Source organism: Hyunsoonleella sp. 2307UL5-6, from assembly GCF_047345485.1.
Taxonomy (GTDB): domain Bacteria; phylum Bacteroidota; class Bacteroidia; order Flavobacteriales; family Flavobacteriaceae; genus Jejuia.
The window spans coordinates 80939-98985 of sequence record NZ_JBLFEN010000003.1; the positions used below are offsets into that span (position 1 = coordinate 80939).

An 18047-nucleotide genomic window follows, 5' to 3' on the forward strand; every position below is an offset into this window, starting at 1 on the left:
CTTAATAGTACACCCTATGAAATGACAAAGAATTTGCGTCTTGCCTATATCTATAAGTAAAAGCGTTTTAAGTAAATGATGTGTGTAATGATTAATTTTTATGGTAAATGAATAATTAAATATGACGATTAACAATTATAAAGAATTTAAAGTTGCAGATTTTTTAGAGGATACTTTTTTTAGGAGATGGGTGCTACAACAAGATAAATCTCTAGATTTTTTTTGGAAAGCTTATTTTAGAGCATATCCAGATCAGCAAGTAGTTGTTGAAGAAGCTATTGCTTTACTAAAAATTACCAAGAACCATTTTGAAGATGAACAAAAAAAGTTACCTCCTTTAAATACCGATTTCACAAAAAATCTACGAGAAAGTTTTGAAGCCAATTATACCCCCGAAATAAAGCTTGAAGTCGACGAAGAAAAAAAATCACTATTCAAGAGCTCATTACGTCAACTAATATCAGTAGCTGCAAGTGTAGCATTTATTTTATGTTCCATCCATATCTATTCAAGGTTGTCTGAAGAAAAGATAATAACTGAATATGCTACTGGTAATGGCGAATGGCAGCAAATTATTCTCCCTGACGGATCGGAAGTTGCCTTAAACGCCAATTCGCAATTATCAATTTTAAATGATTGGTCAAAGACTACCGACAGGCAAGTTTGGTTAAAAGGGGAAGCCTTTTTCAAAGTAAAAAAGAAGAAAGTAACCAAAGCTAAATTTACAGTAATTACCAAAGATTTGAAACTTTCAGTTTATGGTACTCGATTTAATGTAAATACTCGTAACCATAAGACAGGTGTTTTTTTGGAAGAAGGAATTGTAACGCTTGACTTAGGGACGGAACAAAAACAGATTTTGCCTGGTGAATACATAGCTTATTCTCAAGAAGAAGAACGGATTGTTAAGAGTTATCAAAAGAAAGAGGAATTACATTCTAATTGGAAAGAAGGAGTGCTTAAAGTAGAAGATGCGCCAATGGAAGATATATTAGTTAAAATTGAAGAAATCTATGGAATTGACTTGATTATTACTGATAAAGAAATTCTTAAAATAGACGGTTCAATAGCTATACCAGTAAACAATTTAAATATGGCACTTTCAATTATAGAAAGAGTTTTGAATGTGCAAACAGAGAAAAAAGGAAAACAAATTTTTATAAAACAAAAGAGCCAGATTGGTATTGACACTACCTCTCTGACTCCAAATACACTAATTGATAACTCTAAATTAAACAAAAAATGAAAAACATTATTTTTAAATGGCACTTTAATTTATTAGTCTTTGCGGTGGCAATAGGATTTTCAACCTCAGTTATGGCTAATAATGTTGATCCCGTTTCGCAAAACAAACTCCTTACAGAAGTATTGGTTGAGTTTGAAAACAGGTATAACGTATTATTTTCGTACAATAAGTCTTTAGTAAAAGATATTAATGTAGAATTTGCATTTAACAACGAAGAAGAATTGGAGTCTTCTCTAAAACGATTATTAGCATTAGTAGAGCTTAATTATGATACCTACGGTGATAAATACATTGTTATTTATAGGCAATCTGAAGAGGCGGAAAGAGATCTAGATCTTGTTTTAAAACACTTTAAAGAAATTGAAGAAATTGAATCTAAAGGTAGATTAAGAATATCGAGAAAAAATAAAGGTAAATCTAACTTAGCAAATGTAAAAGAAGAGCTAGAAGCTTTAACAGCTGTTGAAAATATTTCAGGAATAGTAACAGATAATAATCAAAATCCATTATTGGGTGCTACAATTGCAATACAAGGAACAAGCATAGGAGTTGTGACTGATATTGATGGTAAGTTCTCTTTAGAAGTGAGCTCTTTTCCTGTTACTTTAAAGGTTAGTTATGTTGGGTATACCACTGAAACTTTGGTTATAAATAGTGCTCAAACAAATCTTAATATTGTCTTAACAGAGGGCTTAAGTCTTGATGAAATAATTGTAACCTCTAGAAAACGGGAAGAGTCTTTAAAAGATGTTCCAGTAGCTGTTACAGCTATTAGTGGAAGAAAACTAGAAGCTATTCAAGCAAATGATATTACTGCCATTTCCGATATTGCGCCTAATGTGAATTTCTCTTTTGGAGGGGCTGTTTCTGGGGCGTCATCTGCTGCAGTAGTTTACATTAGAGGTGTTGGACAAAATGATTTCTTACAAACTCTTGATCCTGGTGTTGGTATTTATATTGATGGTGTTTATATGGGCAGATCAGTAGGTTCTGTTTTAGATTTAGTAGATCCAGAAAGAGTGGAGGTGTTAAGAGGACCACAAGGCACTCTCTTTGGAAGAAACACCATCGGTGGGGCTATCAGCTTAACTTCTAAAGATCCAAGCGATAAAAAAGAAGGATATATAAAAGCATTGACTGGTGCGTATAATCGAATAGGAGTCCAAGGTTCAGTTAACCTACCATTCTCTGAAACTTTTAAAGCACGTGTTAGTGCAAAGTATCATAAAAGAGACGGCTATGTAGAGAGGTTACTAGTGGGTGATGATTTAGGTAGTGATAATTCAATTGGTATGAGAGCTAATTTCTTATTTGAACCTAGCGACAAATTTAAACTAAGATTTAATTTTGATTATACCAAAGAAGATGAAACTGGAGCAGCAGAAGAACAACTTAACCCTAATGGAGTTTTCGTTGATTTATTTAATAATAATGTTGTTATGGATCCAGATTGTCCAAATAACAATCCAGATTGTCATCAAAATACAGTTAGTACTACTCCGTACACAACAAACGAAATAGCTCCTAATTTCAATAAAGTAGATTTATATGGGATAGCCTTAAATGGAGAATACAAGATTTCAAAAACTGTTAATTTAAAATCCATTACGTCATACAGAAATCTTGCTGCCGCATTTACTAGAGGTTCTGATGGCGGACCTGCGGTACTTTTCCAAACTAATAATGATTATGATCAGTCACAATTTTCTCAAGAGTTGCAGTTAATAAGCTCTACTGATAAGTTAGATTTTGTAACTGGTTTGTACTATTTTTCGGAAACTGGTTCGGATTTTAATATGGTAGAAGCAACTTCTTTACCATTTATCCCAACTTTTCCATTGGAAGCCGGCGGTGATATTGATAATTCTAGTTTTGCTGCCTTTGCAGAAGGTACTTTTCATGTGACTGATAGATTTCATTTTACAGGTGGTTTAAGATACACGACAGAAACAAAAAGATATGACCCACTTGCTTTTGCTGTAAATAGTCCAACTCCTAATTTTGTAACTAGAGGATTTAGGTCTTTAGATTTTAATAAGGTTACTTGGCGAACAATAGCGGCTTACGATATTTCTAAAAATATGAATTTCTATGGCTCTGTTTCTACAGGTTTTAAAAGTGGAGGTTTTGATGCTAGATATACGGCGCCTACAACAGATAACGAACCAACCACTTTTGAACCAGAAGAAGTTACAAATTATGAAATTGGTTTAAAAACTTCTTTTCCTGATGCCAATTTGCGTTTAAATATTGCAGCTTTTTCAGCAGATTATACTAACATTCAAGTGCAAGGAAACCCTCCTGGTCAAATTGCTACGGTTACTTTTAATGGAGCAGAAGCTTCTATTAAGGGTTTAGAACTAGAAATGGATTGGGCACCTACTGGTAATCTTATTATTAGTGGTTCTTTAGGTTTACTAGATGCTAAATACGTATCATTAAATGAGAATGCCAATGAGTTTACACTTGATGATAAACTGATTAGAACACCAACCAGTAGTTATAATTTTAGTGCTTCATATTTGTTTAAGTTAGGAAAGAAAGGAGGGACTTTATTACCAAGATTTGATTTAACATCTCAAAATAATATCCATTTTGAGCCCGCAAATAATGACTTCGTTTTTGAAAATGGTTATGAGCATATAAATTTCACGCTTACTTATAAATCTAAATCTAAAAAATTTGAAATCAATGCTGGCGTTCTCAATTTAACCAATCAAAGATACCTGCTTTCTGGTGATTCCAATGGTGTATTGAGTTATGCGCTAGGTACTTTTTCTAGACCAAGGAATTGGATGACATCAGTAAGGTATAATTTCTAAATAAAATGTTTTAATAACCGTTTGTTTTAGATATTTGGAGATATGTCAGATTGTGAAAAATTTGACATATCTCTTGTTTTTATAAGCCCGTACAGATATTAGCAATAAATAGTAGTAAACCATTCAATACTACTTTTAAAGGAATTTAGATATTGACTCAAAACGAGACTTAGCATAATAATGTCGCAATCAGTATTACAACAATTGATCTCAAAATTAGGTGTCGAAAAAGTGCTAAACGGAAATGATTTGCATGAACGTTACGACCACATTTGGCGAATGAATATTCCACTGTCAGCAAAAGCATTAGTATTGCCAAGAACTACAGAAGAGGTTTCTGCTATATTAAAAATATGCCATGCTCAAAATCAACCTGTAGTAATTCATGGCGGCTTAACAGGGTTAGTAGGCGGAACAGAAACACAAAAGCATGAAATAGTTATTTCTACCGAAAAGATGAATTCAATTGAAGAGTTGGATGAAAAAAGTAGAACCATAACTGTTCAAGCGGGAGTAATTTTGGAAAATATTCATCGAAAGGCAAAAGAAAAGGACTTGATGTTTCCGATGACTTTTGGAGCAAAAGGCTCTGCGCAAATTGGTGGCGTCATTGCAACCAATGCAGGAGGTTTACGTGTTTTTCGGTATGGGATGACACGCAATATGGTATTGGGTTTAGAGGCGGTTTTAGCAGACGGAACTGTCATTTCTTCGATGAAAAAATTAATAAAAGATAATTCGGGTTATGATTTAAAGCAAATATTTATAGGTTCTGAAGGAACGCTAGGAGTAGTAACCAAAGCTATTTTAAAACTAGAAGAAGCACCACTTTCGAGGATTAGTGCTTTTGTAAGTTTAAATAATTTTGAAGAGATAATCGAATTATTAAAATTTGTGGACCTAGGCTTGAGTGAAAATTTAACTGGTTTTGAATTAATATGGAGTAAAACATATGAGGCATTGACTGGGGAAAATACAAGTGTTAAACCACCTATTCCATATGGATGTAAATATTATGTTCTGATAGAGATGTTGGGAACTAACCAAATCAAAGATTCAGAAAAATTCAATAACCTAATAGAAGTAGCTTTCGAAAAGAACTTAATTGAAGATGCCGCTTTTGCCGAAACAGGTTCTGATTTAAATTGGTTTTGGCGCTTAAGAGAAGATGTACAGGTGTTGACAGCTGATATGAGTTTTCACCAAGATTTTGATATTAGTATCCCTTTGAATTTCATAGAGAAAGAAACAAATAATATTATTAACAATTTGGAAAAAATGAAAGAAGTAGAATCTGTTTTTACATTTGGACATTTAGCAGATGGTAATATTCATTTTATAGTAGGAAAAAAAGATGACTCCAAAGAATTGACAAAAAAAATTAACGAAGTGGTTTATGCTCCATTAAAAAAAGTTGCTGGGTCTATTTCTGCGGAACATGGAATAGGAAAATACAAGAAACAATATTTACCAATTTCAAGGTCAGCTAATGAGATAACATTGATGAAATTATTAAAAAAAAGTTTAGACCCAAAAGGCATTTTAAACATGGGGAAAATTATATAGAGATTATTGAAAATAAATAAAAAAAATCATTAATTATGAAACGCATTTTAGGTATCACTATTTTACTCTCTTTAGTAAGTTGTTCAAATACGAAAATTCAAAAAGAATTAGAAAAAGCTAAGAATGAATTAATTACTGCGAAAGCAACTATTGAAACCCTTAAAAAACAAATTGAGCCAGAAGGAAAGTTAGTTCATGTTGTATTTTTTAAATTAAAACCAGAAGCTGATTTAAATGCTCTAGGTATTGAAATTAATAAATTGAAAGAGATAGCTGTTATAAAAGATTTGCAGTTCGGTTTTTTTAAAAACTTAGGAGATGAGCGCGTATTATCAGAATATTCTTTGATGTTAGAAATGTCATTTGATAATGAAGCAAGCTACAAGGTGTACCAAGAACATCCCATTCATTTAGCTTTAAAAGAAGTTGGAATACAATTTCTTACGTCACCACCAGTCACGTATGATTACATCAAACAATAATAAACGAAACTAATTCTCAGATAAGTCCATTAAACAAAATAAAACTTTGAAAAAACGAAACTTACTTAAAATCATAGGACCAGGATTACTCTTTGCGAGTACAGCTATTGGTACTTCTCATGTAGTTATATCTACTCGAGCCGGTGCTCATCATGGAATGATTTTCTTTTGGATAATCATAGCTGCTTTATTTTTAAAATATCCTTTTTTCCAAATTGGCACTAGATATGCTATTGCAACAGGCAGCAGCTTAATTAAAGGCTATAAAAAACAGGGGAACTGGGCAGTATTTCTGTTTTTAGTTGTAATTTTCTTCAATATGTTTGCAGTAACGGGAGCAATTGGTGCCGTTTCCGCTGGGTTACTCAAAACTATTTTAGGTATAGGTTGGTCGATGCCCATTTTCGTTGGTCTTGTTATAGCATTTACTGTAGGGTTATTATTTGTGGGTGGTTACTCCACTTTAGATAAATTTATAAAAATATTATCTGTTATTTTACTGGTAACGGTCTCGATAGCCTTTTTTGCAGTTTTAATAAATGGTGCTGTAGAACCGGAAGCCAATTTTCAAGCTCCTGAATTAATAGAAGGAGCTGGCTTGGTGCTATTGGTTAGTCTTATTGGATGGATGCCAGCCGGTATGGAAGCATCTACTATGAACAGTATTTGGGTTGTAGAAAAGATGAGAGTGAATAATTATAAGCCTAGTTTAAAGGAGAGTCTTTTTGATTTTAATTTAGGCTATGTTTTTACTATTATTTTAGCGTTAATGTTTTTAACCATAGGTGCATTTACTGTTTTTGGAAGTGGACAATTATTCCCAAATGGCGCAGTTCCGTTTATTAATAAACTTTTTTCTGTATTTACTCAAACCTTAGGTCTAAAATCTTACTGGGTTATTGCTATTGCTGCTTTTGGTACTATTTATGGCACTTTAATAACCATCTTAGATGCTTATACTCGAAGTTTTACCAGAGGGCTTCTTGCTTTAAGAGCGAAAACTTCAACTTTTAAAGAAAAACAATCTACGCTTGATAACTATTACAAATTGGTTTTGCCAATTATAGGCTTAGGTGGGTTTGCTTTATTCTATTTCTCTGCAACAAGCATGGTAAAGATTTTAGAATATGCTACTATTCTTGGTTTTGTAACTGCACCTATTATTGCGTTTTTAAATTTAAGGGCTATCAAAAATCCTAATGTTCCTGAAGCTTATCGTCCTTCTTCAAAATTAATGGTCTTAACTTATATTGGTTTAGTTGCAATAACTTTATTTACAATCTATTATTTATATACCTTAGTTTCTTAATTTTAAATATTAAGTTATTAACTAATTTGTTAAAAATCATAAAAAAAATATAATGGCTATTGACATTTTTAAAGAGTATTTATTACCTAAAACTAAAGTAGACTATATAGGAGGAAAGGGGAAAGTAGATGTTGCAAAACTTCTCAATGGTCAAACGTTATTTAAATTATCTTCAAATGAAAATATTTTAGGCAGTTCTCCAAAAGCATTACAAGCGGTTTTTAATACTGTAAATAAGCTATCTGAATATCCTGACAGAACAGATGAACGGTTACGAAATAAATTATCTACTTTTTATGATGGTGAATTAAACAAGAATCAGTTTTTTATAAATAACGGCGGAACTTCGCTAATAGATCTTATAGAGCGAGCTTTTTTAGAGCCAAGAAATGAAATAATAATAAGTAATCCGGCGTTTATACCCTATGCTATTTTTGCAAAAAAATGGGGAGCTAAAGTAATTGATATTCCGCTTTTGGGAGACAATTTCGACTTAAACGTAAATGGTATTTTAGCTAGTATAAATGACAATACAAGGTTGATATTTGTAACGAACCCAAATAACCCAATGGGTACTCATATCCCTAAAAATCAGTTAGATAAATTGATTGATAATTTACCAGAACATGTAATCTTAGTTTATGACGAAGTATATCACCAATATGTTGATGCTTCTAATGCTGTTAGAGCTTATGAATATGTCAAAGAAGGTAAGAATGTAATAGGCGTAAATAGTTTTTCTAAAGCATACGGACTAGCAGGCTTGAGAATTGGTTACGGCTATTCAACAGAAAAAATAGCAAGATATATTGCTCAAGCATGTACGCCATTCATGATAAACACTTTGGCTCTTGAAGCAGCAATTGCTGCTTTGGATGATGTTGAGTTCATTAATAAAACAGTTGCTTTAAATGCAACTGAAAAGATATTTATATATAATGAGTTGGATAATTTAGGTATCCAATATTGGAAAACACAAGCCAATTTTATAACAATCAAACCAGAGATTAACGATGAAGAGTTAGAAAATGCAATGTTGATGGAAGGCATAATGGTAAGACCAGTTGCTAGCTTTGGAGCTCCTGGGTGTGTGCGTGTAACTATTGGAGATAGAGAAGCTAATACAGCCTATTTGAAGGCGCTAAAAAAAATAGTACAGTAAATAATTTAGTCAACAACAATGTCTTTAGTCTGAAGAAGAGCAATTGTTTGCTATAACATTTTCCAAAAAAATGATATCATTGAATCAATGATTTTATTTTTACACAAAGAAGGCTTTAATTCTAAATTATTTGAACATTATTGGAAAAACAAAAAAGGAGAACTATATATCGTAAAATACGAATACAGGTTTTTGAAAAGAACGAAAATGGAAAAGAAAAGTACTTTCTGATTACTTTGTAAAATTATATGAATTAGTATTTCTTGTATTGTATAATTTTATAGATATATGGTACAAAAGAAGCATGAAATTTGCATCAATTTGTACTTTTTTGAATCGAGTTTAGAGCTCGGTTTTTTAATTTTAAATATGGCTAAAAAAACTTAAATTTAGTCTGTTATAATTATAGAGTTAGTTTTGCCACCCCGACTTTATTAAAGCCTTTGCATCATTTGCAAAGGCTTTTTTTAATTACTACCCTAATGTTAAACAAGAATTTTTTTGCTTCCAATAAAAATATAAACCTCTAAAATGTATGTTATTTTGTAATTTACAATAAAGACATTATATTTGTTATCTCCCCCTAACAAAAGAACTTGTAATCAAACTTTATGTCTAAAAATTGGTACGTACTATACGTTAAGCCCAAAAACGAAAAAAAAGTTGCTGAAGCTTTGTCAAAAGCTAATATAGAAGTGTATTGTCCTTTTATAAAAGAAACTAAAATTTGGAGCGATAGAAAAAAAATAATAGAAGTTCCTCTATTTAAATCTTATGTTTTTGTGCGTCTTCTAGATAAAGATAGACAATTGGTTTTCGATTTTCCTGGTGTCGTCAGATATTTGTTTTGGTTAGGCAAACCTGCTGTTGTTAAAGATCATGAAATAGATACTATACAAGAGTGGCTCTCAAATGATGAGGTTGATGAATACACTGTTACATCAATACTGCCAGGAGATAAAGTTGCTATAAAACATGCAATGCTAGGTGATAAACAAGCTATCGTTAAAGAGGTAGGGAAAACTAGGGTAAAGCTTGTTTTAGAAGGTTTTGGTGTAGTTATTAACATGAAATTAAAACAAATAGCCTAAGCATTATCTCAAATTTAAGGCGTTATCTCTATATTTTTTCTAACCGTTAGTCAATTCACCAGTAATTTATGAGTTTACTTTACATCAACATTACAGTTTATCTTATGAAATTAACTGTTAATTGATGCTCCTAAATCGATGAAAAGTTTCTATTGAGAATATGCTAAAAAATTATAGTTATAAGTAAATATTATTAATAACCTTATGCTTAAAACATCAAAATTATAATTCTTAAAAACAACACTATTTATCATTTGGTGGTTGAAAAGGTGTTATATATTTTTATCGCGACAAAACCAATGTAGTGTTCATTATGGGACTTACGTAGCGAAGCTGTATCTAGGTTTTAAAAACTACTCACATCACATTCAAATTTAATTTAAAAATCATCTTCTAGCGAGATGAACTACAAGGTTTAGTATCTGACATTGTAGATAATAAAAAGAAATAATCATTTAAACTTATATATTTTATGAAAGTAGCTTTAATTACAGGTATTACAGGACAAGATGGTTCTTATTTAGCCGAATTATTATTAGAAAAGGGCTATATGGTTCATGGTATAAAAAGGAGAGCATCTCTTTTTAATACTGATAGAATTGATCATTTATACCAAGATCCACATGATCCAAATCTAAGATTAAAATTGCATTATGGAGACTTAACAGATTCTATGAATTTAGTGCGTATTATCCAAGAATGTCAACCAGATGAAATTTATAATCTAGGTGCTATGTCTCATGTAAAAGTGTCCTTTGAGACTCCCGAATATGTTGGTAATGTAGATGGTTTAGGTACTTTAAGATTATTAGAGGCTGTTCGTATTTTAGGTTTAGAAAAGAAAACACGAATTTATCAAGCATCCACCTCAGAACTTTATGGTGGTTTGCCAGAAAATAAAAATGAAAGAGGTTTTTATGATGAAAACTCTCCATTTTACCCAAGATCACCATACGGTGTAGCTAAAATATATGGATTTTGGATTACAAAAAACTATAGAGAGGCTTATGATTTGTATGCTTGTAACGGCATTTTATTTAATCATGAATCACCAAGACGAGGTGAAACTTTTGTAACAAGAAAAATTACTAGAGCGGTAGCAAAAATAGCTTTAGGATTACAAGATAAAATATTCTTAGGAAACTTAGAAGCTAAGAGAGATTGGGGACATGCTAAGGATTATGTAAGAATGATGTGGATGATTCTACAAGCCGATAAAGCCGAAGATTGGGTAATCGCTACAGGTGTTACCACAACAGTTAGAGAATTTGTGCGTATGGCGTTTCTTGAGGTGGGTATAGAGTTAGAATTTAAAGGTGAAGGTGTTGATGAGAAAGCATATGTTAAATCTTGTAGTAATAAAGATTCTAAATTAGAAGTAGGGAAAGAGGTATTATCTGTAGATCCTACTTATTTTAGACCAACAGAGGTAGATTTACTAATTGGAGATCCTACAAAAGCTAAAGAAAAACTAGGATGGATTCCTGAATATGATTTAGAAGCTTTGGTAAAAGATATGATGGCATCAGATATTAAACTAATGAAAAAAGATGTTGATTTGCTTAAAGCAGGACACGAAATATTAAAACAAGCAGAGTAATGTTTTTTAAGTGTAATAATTAATGGTATCAACTACGTTTTAATTAGTCAAATCTTATCCTATGGAAAAAAATTCTAAAATTTATATAGCGGGTCATAGAGGTCTTGTAGGTAGTGCAATATTAAAAAATCTAAAAGCTAAAGGTTATCAAAACTTTGTAACAAAAACTCGTAAAGAATTAGATCTTAAAGACGCTACAGCTGTGGCATCTTTTTTTGAAAATGAAAAACCAGATTACGTTATTCTTGCTGCTGCAAAAGTTGGTGGTATAGTTGCAAATAATACCTACAGAGCAGATTTTATTTACGAAAATTTGATGATTCAAAACAACGTCATCCATCAATGTTACTTGCATAAAGTAAAAAAATTACTGTTTTTAGGTAGTACTTGTATCTACCCAAAAAATTGTCCGCAACCTATGAATGAGGATAGTTTACTTACAGATACTTTAGAGTATACAAACGAACCTTACGCTATTGCTAAAATAGCAGGTATCAAAATGTGCGAAAGTTATAATCTTCAATATGGTACCAATTTTATCTCAGTAATGCCAACAAATTTATACGGACCTAACGATAATTTCGATCTAGAAAAGTCTCATGTATTACCTGCCTTAATTCGTAAAATGCATTTGGGTAAAGCACTAGATGAAGGCAATTGGGAGGTTATTCGAAAAGATTTAGAGCAACTCCCCATAGAAGGAATTGATGGTAAAGCGAGTAAAGATGAAATTTATGCAGTACTGGATAAATATGGTATTCAAAAAAGAGACAACAAGCTCTACTTAGAAATTTGGGGTACAGGAAAACCTATGCGAGAATTTCTTTGGAGTGAAGATATGGCAAACGCATGTATCTTTTTGATGGAAAACAGAGACTTTACAGACTGTTATGATGCCGATAGCAAAGAGATTAGAAACACGCATATTAATATTGGTACGGGTATAGATATTTCTATAAAATCTCTAGCAGAGACTATTAAAAATATTGTTGGATATCAAGGTAATTTGTTTTTTAATGAAGATAAACCTGATGGTACAATGAAAAAATTGACAGATCCTTCTAAGTTACATGGCTTAGGCTGGAAACACAGTGTAGATTTAGAAGATGGTATAAAAAAAGTGTATCACTGGTATTCTCAAAATAGTGGTCATTAATTGTTGTAGGGTTGCCACCATAAACCACAATGCATAAACGCATAACTTTCAAGTGTAAAATTAAATAGTTGTTAACCTTTAGATATCTAAAATAGTATAATGCAAAAATCTTATTTTGGTATTCCACTATCATTAGTAATCCATATATTGGTTATTAATGCTACGTTATTTTATTTAACTCCAGAAACCTATAGAGGTGGTATTTGGGGCGTTATATATTATAATATAGTTTGGTTAATTGTAACTCACATTACCAGATTTTATAACAAATTAAAGCGGTTACCTTTAATTAAACGTACTGCTAGTTTTATACGTATATTTATACTATATGGGTTAGCATTTTTTGCGTCATTTGTTTTTTTAGGGCCTAATGTGTACAGTATTAGCTACCTTGTATGCGTCTACGCTTTTTTTTGTGTTCAGTTAGTTGTATTACGCATTATATTTAATTGGGCCAGATCTGTTTATCGTAGTAAAGCTTTTAATGCCTCTAAGGTAGTTGTTGTTGGTTGGGATAAAAATTTAAAAAAAGTACGTACCATTTTTGATAATCCTGAAGAAAATTATGAGTACGTTGGTTTTTTTGATAATAAAAAATCTAAAAGTCCTACATATTTAGGGCCTATTGAAAACTGTTACCAATATATTTTTGAAAATGATATTAGCGAGGTGTATTGTATAGCATCTCGGTTATCAAAAGATGAAATTAAAAGTCTCATGCATATAGCAGATAATAGTTTTAAACGGGTTAAGATAATTCCTGATAATAAAGAGTTTTTCTCTCGCGCTATGTCAATTGATTTATACGGGTCAGTACCTGTGTTAAATTTAAGGGCTTCTCAATTAGAGTTAGAGTATGCAAATTTAGTGAAACGAATATTTGATGTTATATTTTCAAGTTTAGTAATTCTTTTGATCCTATCATGGCTCATACCACTAATATTTATATTACAAAAATTTGATTCTAAAGGGCCTTTGTTTTTTAAACAAAAGCGCGATGGGGTAAATAAAAAAACATTTATGTGTTATAAATTTAGATCTATGACACCTACTAAAGAGTGTGACTCAAAAATGGCTACTAAAAATGATATGCGAGTTACCCGTTTGGGTAATATTTTAAGAAAAACTAGTATTGATGAGTTACCACAATTTTTAAATGTATTTAAAGGCGATATGAGTGTTGTTGGCCCTCGCCCGCACATGCAATTACATACAGAGGAATTTCAAAGTTCTGTAGAAAAATATTTAGTAAGGCATTTTTTAAAACCTGGCATTACCGGATTAGCACAAGTAAAAGGATATAGAGGAGAAATTGTTGATAAATCAGACATTGTAAACAGGGTACGGTTTGATATTTTCTATATGGAAAAATGGTCTTTAGAGTTAGATATTTACATTATCTACCTAACAGTTTATAATATTTTTAAAGGCGAAGACAAAGCGTATTAACTATATGGATTTTATAAAATAGCTTAAAAAAAATACGGATTGTTTTACGAAAATAATAAACACCAAAATAGGCTGCCTTTTATTATTCTTGGTGTTTTACTCTTAATAGATTTGCTTTTTATTAGTGCACATTTTTTAATTGTCACCTATTACAATTTTAAACCAACCTATTTATTATTACACGCAAGGGGCTTAGGTTACCCCGAATGCTTTCAGTATTTTAAGTATGTAGCAATTATGTCATTAACCATATATCTTTATCAACTTAAAAAGTGGAATTTGTATAAGTTATTGTTTGTTTTATTTTCATGTTTTTTAATAGACGATGTGTTTCAACTGCATCAATTTGCAAGTGGGTTTATTTCAAACATACTTAAATTAAATTTTAAATTTAATGATATGGCATTAGGCGTCGGGCAATTAATATATGCCTTAATTATAGTACTTTTACTTTTAGGTGCTTCATTGTGGTATTATAAATTAAGCTCGGTGCTAACACAAAAAGCATTTCTAAATATTTTTTTGCTGCTAAGTTTTTTTCTATTCTTTGGTGTAGGGGTAGATGTGTTACACGCTTTTTTTAAAGCACAAGGGCAAGTTAGTACAGTGCTTACCATTATCGAGGAGGGTGGCGAAATGCTAACCCTAAGTATATTAGTCTGGTATTTCTGTAATGCAATAGTAAAACATAGAGTTGTAGAAACAGATAAAGTCGTTCTATAACACCTGTAATAGGCAATACGTTACATACACTTTGTTAATAGTATCACCCCAAATTCTTTTTTTTAAAATACATTTAAATCAAGAGAGTATATACTACATATGAAAAAAGAAAGAATATTATATATAGATCGCTTGCGTGGTATAAACATACTACTTGTAGTTATGGGCCATGTAATTACTGGAAACGTAATTAATGGTGAAAGTTCTGAGATATTAGTATACGGCTCTACGTTTAGAATGCCCTTATTTATGTTTTTATGTGGTTATATAGCTAGTAAGGTGATGAAACCAAAAAAAATATTCGATAATTATGGGGCTTTTGTGTTAAAAAAATGTAGAACGCTATTGGTACCCTTCTTTGTATGGCCATTATTAGTTAATCCTTTTTTTTTCTCAGATAGTCTTTCGTTTAATTTTTATGAAACATTATTAGAGTTAATTAATGGCGGGGGGTTATGGTTTTTATGGCAATTATTTTTTGTTACCCTACTATACTCGTTATGGCTTTTTCTTTCTAGTACATTCAATACCAACAAAAATTTGATAAAAGATGTATTGTTTTTGTTACTTATAGCAGTGGGTCTCTTAGCAATATGGCAACTAAATATTGTAGTTTTTATGAGAAATTTTATGCTGTTTTTCGTGTTTTACTTTTTAGGAGTTATTGTTGCTAAATATGATGTTTTAAGTAAATTAATAATGAATAAAATAGTGTTTTCTCTAGCTTTTTTAGTGTTTTGTTTGGTAGTAGGGCATTATCAGTATGGTATGTCGTCGTTAAATAATTCTGTTATTAAATTTACATGTGCTATTTCGGCCATCATTGTATTTTACACTTTAATAAGGCGTGCAACTTTTAATGAATTTATAGATAAAAATATCCGCAAATTTGGTGTTAATTCTTTGGTTATTTATGTCACGCATTACTATGTGGTATACGTTTTTGCAACGCCATTTATTAGTGCTGAGTTTAACCAAATACCCTTATTTTTAATTTGTAGTTTATTAAGTGTTATGGTTGCGTTAATAAGTATCTTTATTTATAGAATTTTAAACTTTAGTAATATTTTAGGTTTAATTTTATATGGAAATAAATTTCAAAAGTAATAGATGTTTTTGAGTACTAATATTTCAAATATATAATTTTATACAAATATAACTTATGCAGGAAGCCAACCGAGTAGCTAAAAACACAGCTTTTTTGTATGCACAAATGGGTATTACTGTATTTATATCTTTATATGCAACCCGTTTAGTTTTAGATGCACTAGGAACTGAAGATTTTGGAATATATAATTTAGTTGGTGGTGCAATAGCTATGCTTACCTTTCTAAATACAGCAATGACAGCAGCTTCACAAAGGTTTATGTCATTTGCTAAAGGTCAAAATAATTATTCAAATCAATTAAAAATCTTTAATATAAGCATTGCTCTACATTTTTTAATAGGTTTAATAATTGTTGTAATATTAGAAGTATTGGGCTATTATCTATTCGATGGTATTCTTAATGTAGCAAATGATAGAATAGAAACAGCTAAAAATGTCTATCAATTTTTAATCATTAGTACTTTTTTTACAATATATTCAGTACCATATGATGCAGTAATCAATGCTCATGAAAATATGCTTCTTATTTCTATTCTAAGGGTTGTAGAATCAATATTAAAATTAGCTGTAGCACTTTTTATAACTAAATCTTTAGGAGATAAATTATATGTTTATGGATTATTAATGACTTGTTTAACGATTCTTTTATTGTTTGTTAAGCAAATATATTGCCATAAAAATTATTCTGAAGTTAAAATTAGAGTTAGAAAATATTTCGATAAATCTTTATTTAAAGAAATGACAAGCTTTGCAGGATGGTCTTTTCTGGGGTCTTCAACTAGTATTATTGCTAACTACGGTCAAGGTATAGTACTTAATGTTTTTTTTGGCACTAGAGTAAATGCTTCTCAAGGTGTAGCAAACCAAGTTGCTGGACAATTAGGTGCGTTTGCAGGTGTTATGCTTAAAGCTTTAAATCCTGTTCTTGCCAAAAGTGAAGGTGCTGGTAACCGTAGTTTGATGTTAAAAGCTTCAGCTTTTGGAAGTAAAATGTCATTCTTTTTATTAGTTTTATTTTTTATTCCAGCGATGATTGAAATGCCTTTTATTCTAGGTTTTTGGTTGGTTAATGTTCCAGAATATGCTATTATTTTTTGTGTGTTGCTTTTAGTTAGAAATTTAATAGAACAATTGTTCTATACTTTAACATCTTCCATTGGTGCTGTAGGAGATATTAAGGAATTCAGAATTTATACTTCAGCACTTAATTTCTTTCCGTTATTAATCAGTTATGTTTTATTTGAATTTGACTATCCTCCATATTTTTTATACATTGTTTTTATTATATATGCTTTGATTAATAGTATTATGATACTCTTTTTTGCAAAAAAATATTGCGACTTATCTATCAGCTTATTTTTGAAAAATGTGGTGTTTAAATGTTTTATAACATTTTTCATAGTCTTATTATTATCACTTATACCTCATATTTTTTTAGAAGAAGGTTTTGTGAGATTATTTATTGTAGGATTAATAAGTTTTACTTTACTTATAACTAGTATATGGTATATTGGTTTTACGATTGACGAACAAAAGTTAATTGAAAAAATATTTAAAAACCTAAGAAATAGATTTAAATGAAAATTTTAAAGAAAATACTATTACTTTTTAAAGCATACAGACTAGTAGGTTTCAAAATTTTTTTTTTAAAAAAAAACAGAATAAGGGTTTCAAAAAATGTAAAATTACATCTTCATAAATCTGTATCCATTGAAGGCTGTAGCTTAAACTTGTTAGAAGGAGCTGAATTGTATATAGGAGAAAACGTTTTAATAAAAAATGTAAATATTAATATCTCTGGAAAACTTGTAATACAAGAAAATAGTTTTGTTAATAATGGCTATATGCAAAGGAATAGTTCAATTACAATTAATTCTGGAGAAGTTGTAATTGGTAGTTATAACAGAATTCAATGTAATATTTTGGTAAGATACGGAGGTATCTTAAAAATAGGGAATCGAAATAACATCAATTCAGAATCAGAAATACGATGTGATGATAATATTGTAATTGGCGATTATAATCAAATATCTTATCGCGTAATGATTTGGGATACAAATACACATAATATTTATTCTGCTAGTAAACGTAGAGAAATGACAGATTCTTATTTTCCCATTTTTGGACATGAAATAGAAAAGCCGAAAACAAAAAAAGTATTAATTGGGAATGATTGTTGGATATCTAAAGACGTTACGATATTAAAGGGTTCAGAAGTAGGCGATAAATGTATATTAGGTTACGGAACTTTATTGTCAAACACTATAATACCATCTTCAAATTCGGTTATAAATGATACCAAAATTAAAATTTTTAAAAATAATCTTTAAAAT

Annotated in this window: 14 protein-coding genes; all 14 read left to right on the forward strand. The window is 30.6% G+C overall.

The window, feature by feature from the left end:
* The first annotated feature begins 121 nt into the window (after positions 1-121).
* The gene (locus tag ACKGJY_RS06625) at positions 122-1246 is read left to right on the forward strand and encodes a FecR family protein (RefSeq protein ID WP_413973081.1); all 1125 of its coding nucleotides are present in this window, start codon (positions 122-124) and stop codon (positions 1244-1246) included.
* Positions 1243-4068, forward strand: coding sequence for a TonB-dependent receptor (locus ACKGJY_RS06630; protein WP_413973082.1), 2826 nt, complete (start codon positions 1243-1245; stop codon positions 4066-4068). Before ACKGJY_RS06625 ends, ACKGJY_RS06630 begins: the two co-directional genes overlap by 4 nt.
* Positions 4069-4248: 180 nt before the next feature.
* A complete protein-coding gene (locus ACKGJY_RS06635; protein ID WP_413973083.1) occupies positions 4249-5634 on the forward strand; it encodes an FAD-binding oxidoreductase in 1386 nt (461 codons plus the stop codon).
* Between the two features lie 35 nt (positions 5635-5669).
* Positions 5670-6116 carry a Dabb family protein gene (locus ACKGJY_RS06640; protein ID WP_413973084.1) on the forward strand — a complete coding sequence of 149 codons (447 nt, stop codon included), beginning with the start codon at positions 5670-5672 and terminating at the stop codon, positions 6114-6116.
* Positions 6117-6162: 46 nt separating this feature from the next.
* On the forward strand, positions 6163-7425 hold the full coding sequence (locus ACKGJY_RS06645) for an NRAMP family divalent metal transporter (protein WP_413973085.1): 1263 nt from the start codon (positions 6163-6165) through the stop codon (positions 7423-7425).
* 52 nt (positions 7426-7477) lie between these two features.
* Entirely contained in the window at positions 7478-8587 is a 1110-nt protein-coding gene (locus ACKGJY_RS06650; protein WP_413973086.1) for a pyridoxal phosphate-dependent aminotransferase, read from the forward strand.
* A 611-nt stretch (positions 8588-9198) separates the two neighbouring features.
* Positions 9199-9678 carry a UpxY family transcription antiterminator gene (locus tag ACKGJY_RS06655; RefSeq protein WP_413973087.1) on the forward strand — a complete coding sequence of 160 codons (480 nt, stop codon included), beginning with the start codon at positions 9199-9201 and terminating at the stop codon, positions 9676-9678.
* A 472-nt stretch (positions 9679-10150) separates the two neighbouring features.
* Entirely contained in the window at positions 10151-11278 is a 1128-nt protein-coding gene (gene gmd / locus ACKGJY_RS06660) for a GDP-mannose 4,6-dehydratase (protein ID WP_413973088.1), read from the forward strand.
* A 61-nt stretch (positions 11279-11339) separates the two neighbouring features.
* The gene (locus ACKGJY_RS06665; RefSeq protein ID WP_413973089.1) at positions 11340-12434 is read left to right on the forward strand and encodes a GDP-L-fucose synthase family protein; all 1095 of its coding nucleotides are present in this window, start codon (positions 11340-11342) and stop codon (positions 12432-12434) included.
* A 99-nt stretch (positions 12435-12533) separates the two neighbouring features.
* Positions 12534-13883, forward strand: a complete 1350-nt coding sequence (locus ACKGJY_RS06670) for an exopolysaccharide biosynthesis polyprenyl glycosylphosphotransferase (RefSeq protein ID WP_413973090.1) — start codon at positions 12534-12536, stop codon at positions 13881-13883.
* Between the two features lie 237 nt (positions 13884-14120).
* A complete protein-coding gene (locus ACKGJY_RS06675; RefSeq protein WP_413973091.1) occupies positions 14121-14606 on the forward strand; it encodes a hypothetical protein in 486 nt (161 codons plus the stop codon).
* 99 nt (positions 14607-14705) lie between these two features.
* On the forward strand, positions 14706-15713 hold the full coding sequence (locus ACKGJY_RS06680) for an acyltransferase family protein (protein WP_413973092.1): 1008 nt from the start codon (positions 14706-14708) through the stop codon (positions 15711-15713).
* A gap of 55 nt (positions 15714-15768) precedes the next feature.
* Entirely contained in the window at positions 15769-17295 is a 1527-nt protein-coding gene (locus tag ACKGJY_RS06685; protein WP_413973093.1) for an MATE family efflux transporter, read from the forward strand.
* Positions 17292-18044: an acyltransferase gene (locus ACKGJY_RS06690; protein ID WP_413973094.1), complete on the forward strand. Its 753-nt coding sequence runs from the start codon at positions 17292-17294 to the stop codon at positions 18042-18044. Before ACKGJY_RS06685 ends, ACKGJY_RS06690 begins: the two co-directional genes overlap by 4 nt.
* Positions 18045-18047 lie beyond the last annotated feature (3 nt).

Coding starts and splice junctions, on each gene's coding strand:
- ACKGJY_RS06675 (WP_413973091.1), top strand. CDS start 14,121: ATGTCATTAACCATATATCTTTATCAACTTAAAAAGTGGAATTTGTAT.
- ACKGJY_RS06630 (WP_413973082.1), top strand. CDS start 1,243: ATGAAAAACATTATTTTTAAATGGCACTTTAATTTATTAGTCTTTGCG.
- ACKGJY_RS06680 (WP_413973092.1), top strand. CDS start 14,706: ATGAAAAAAGAAAGAATATTATATATAGATCGCTTGCGTGGTATAAAC.
- gmd (WP_413973088.1), top strand. CDS start 10,151: ATGAAAGTAGCTTTAATTACAGGTATTACAGGACAAGATGGTTCTTAT.
- ACKGJY_RS06665 (WP_413973089.1), top strand. CDS start 11,340: ATGGAAAAAAATTCTAAAATTTATATAGCGGGTCATAGAGGTCTTGTA.
- ACKGJY_RS06655 (WP_413973087.1), top strand. CDS start 9,199: ATGTCTAAAAATTGGTACGTACTATACGTTAAGCCCAAAAACGAAAAA.
- ACKGJY_RS06685 (WP_413973093.1), top strand. CDS start 15,769: ATGCAGGAAGCCAACCGAGTAGCTAAAAACACAGCTTTTTTGTATGCA.
- ACKGJY_RS06690 (WP_413973094.1), top strand. CDS start 17,292: ATGAAAATTTTAAAGAAAATACTATTACTTTTTAAAGCATACAGACTA.
- ACKGJY_RS06650 (WP_413973086.1), top strand. CDS start 7,478: ATGGCTATTGACATTTTTAAAGAGTATTTATTACCTAAAACTAAAGTA.
- ACKGJY_RS06625 (WP_413973081.1), top strand. CDS start 122: ATGACGATTAACAATTATAAAGAATTTAAAGTTGCAGATTTTTTAGAG.
- ACKGJY_RS06640 (WP_413973084.1), top strand. CDS start 5,670: ATGAAACGCATTTTAGGTATCACTATTTTACTCTCTTTAGTAAGTTGT.
- ACKGJY_RS06635 (WP_413973083.1), top strand. CDS start 4,249: ATGTCGCAATCAGTATTACAACAATTGATCTCAAAATTAGGTGTCGAA.
- ACKGJY_RS06670 (WP_413973090.1), top strand. CDS start 12,534: ATGCAAAAATCTTATTTTGGTATTCCACTATCATTAGTAATCCATATA.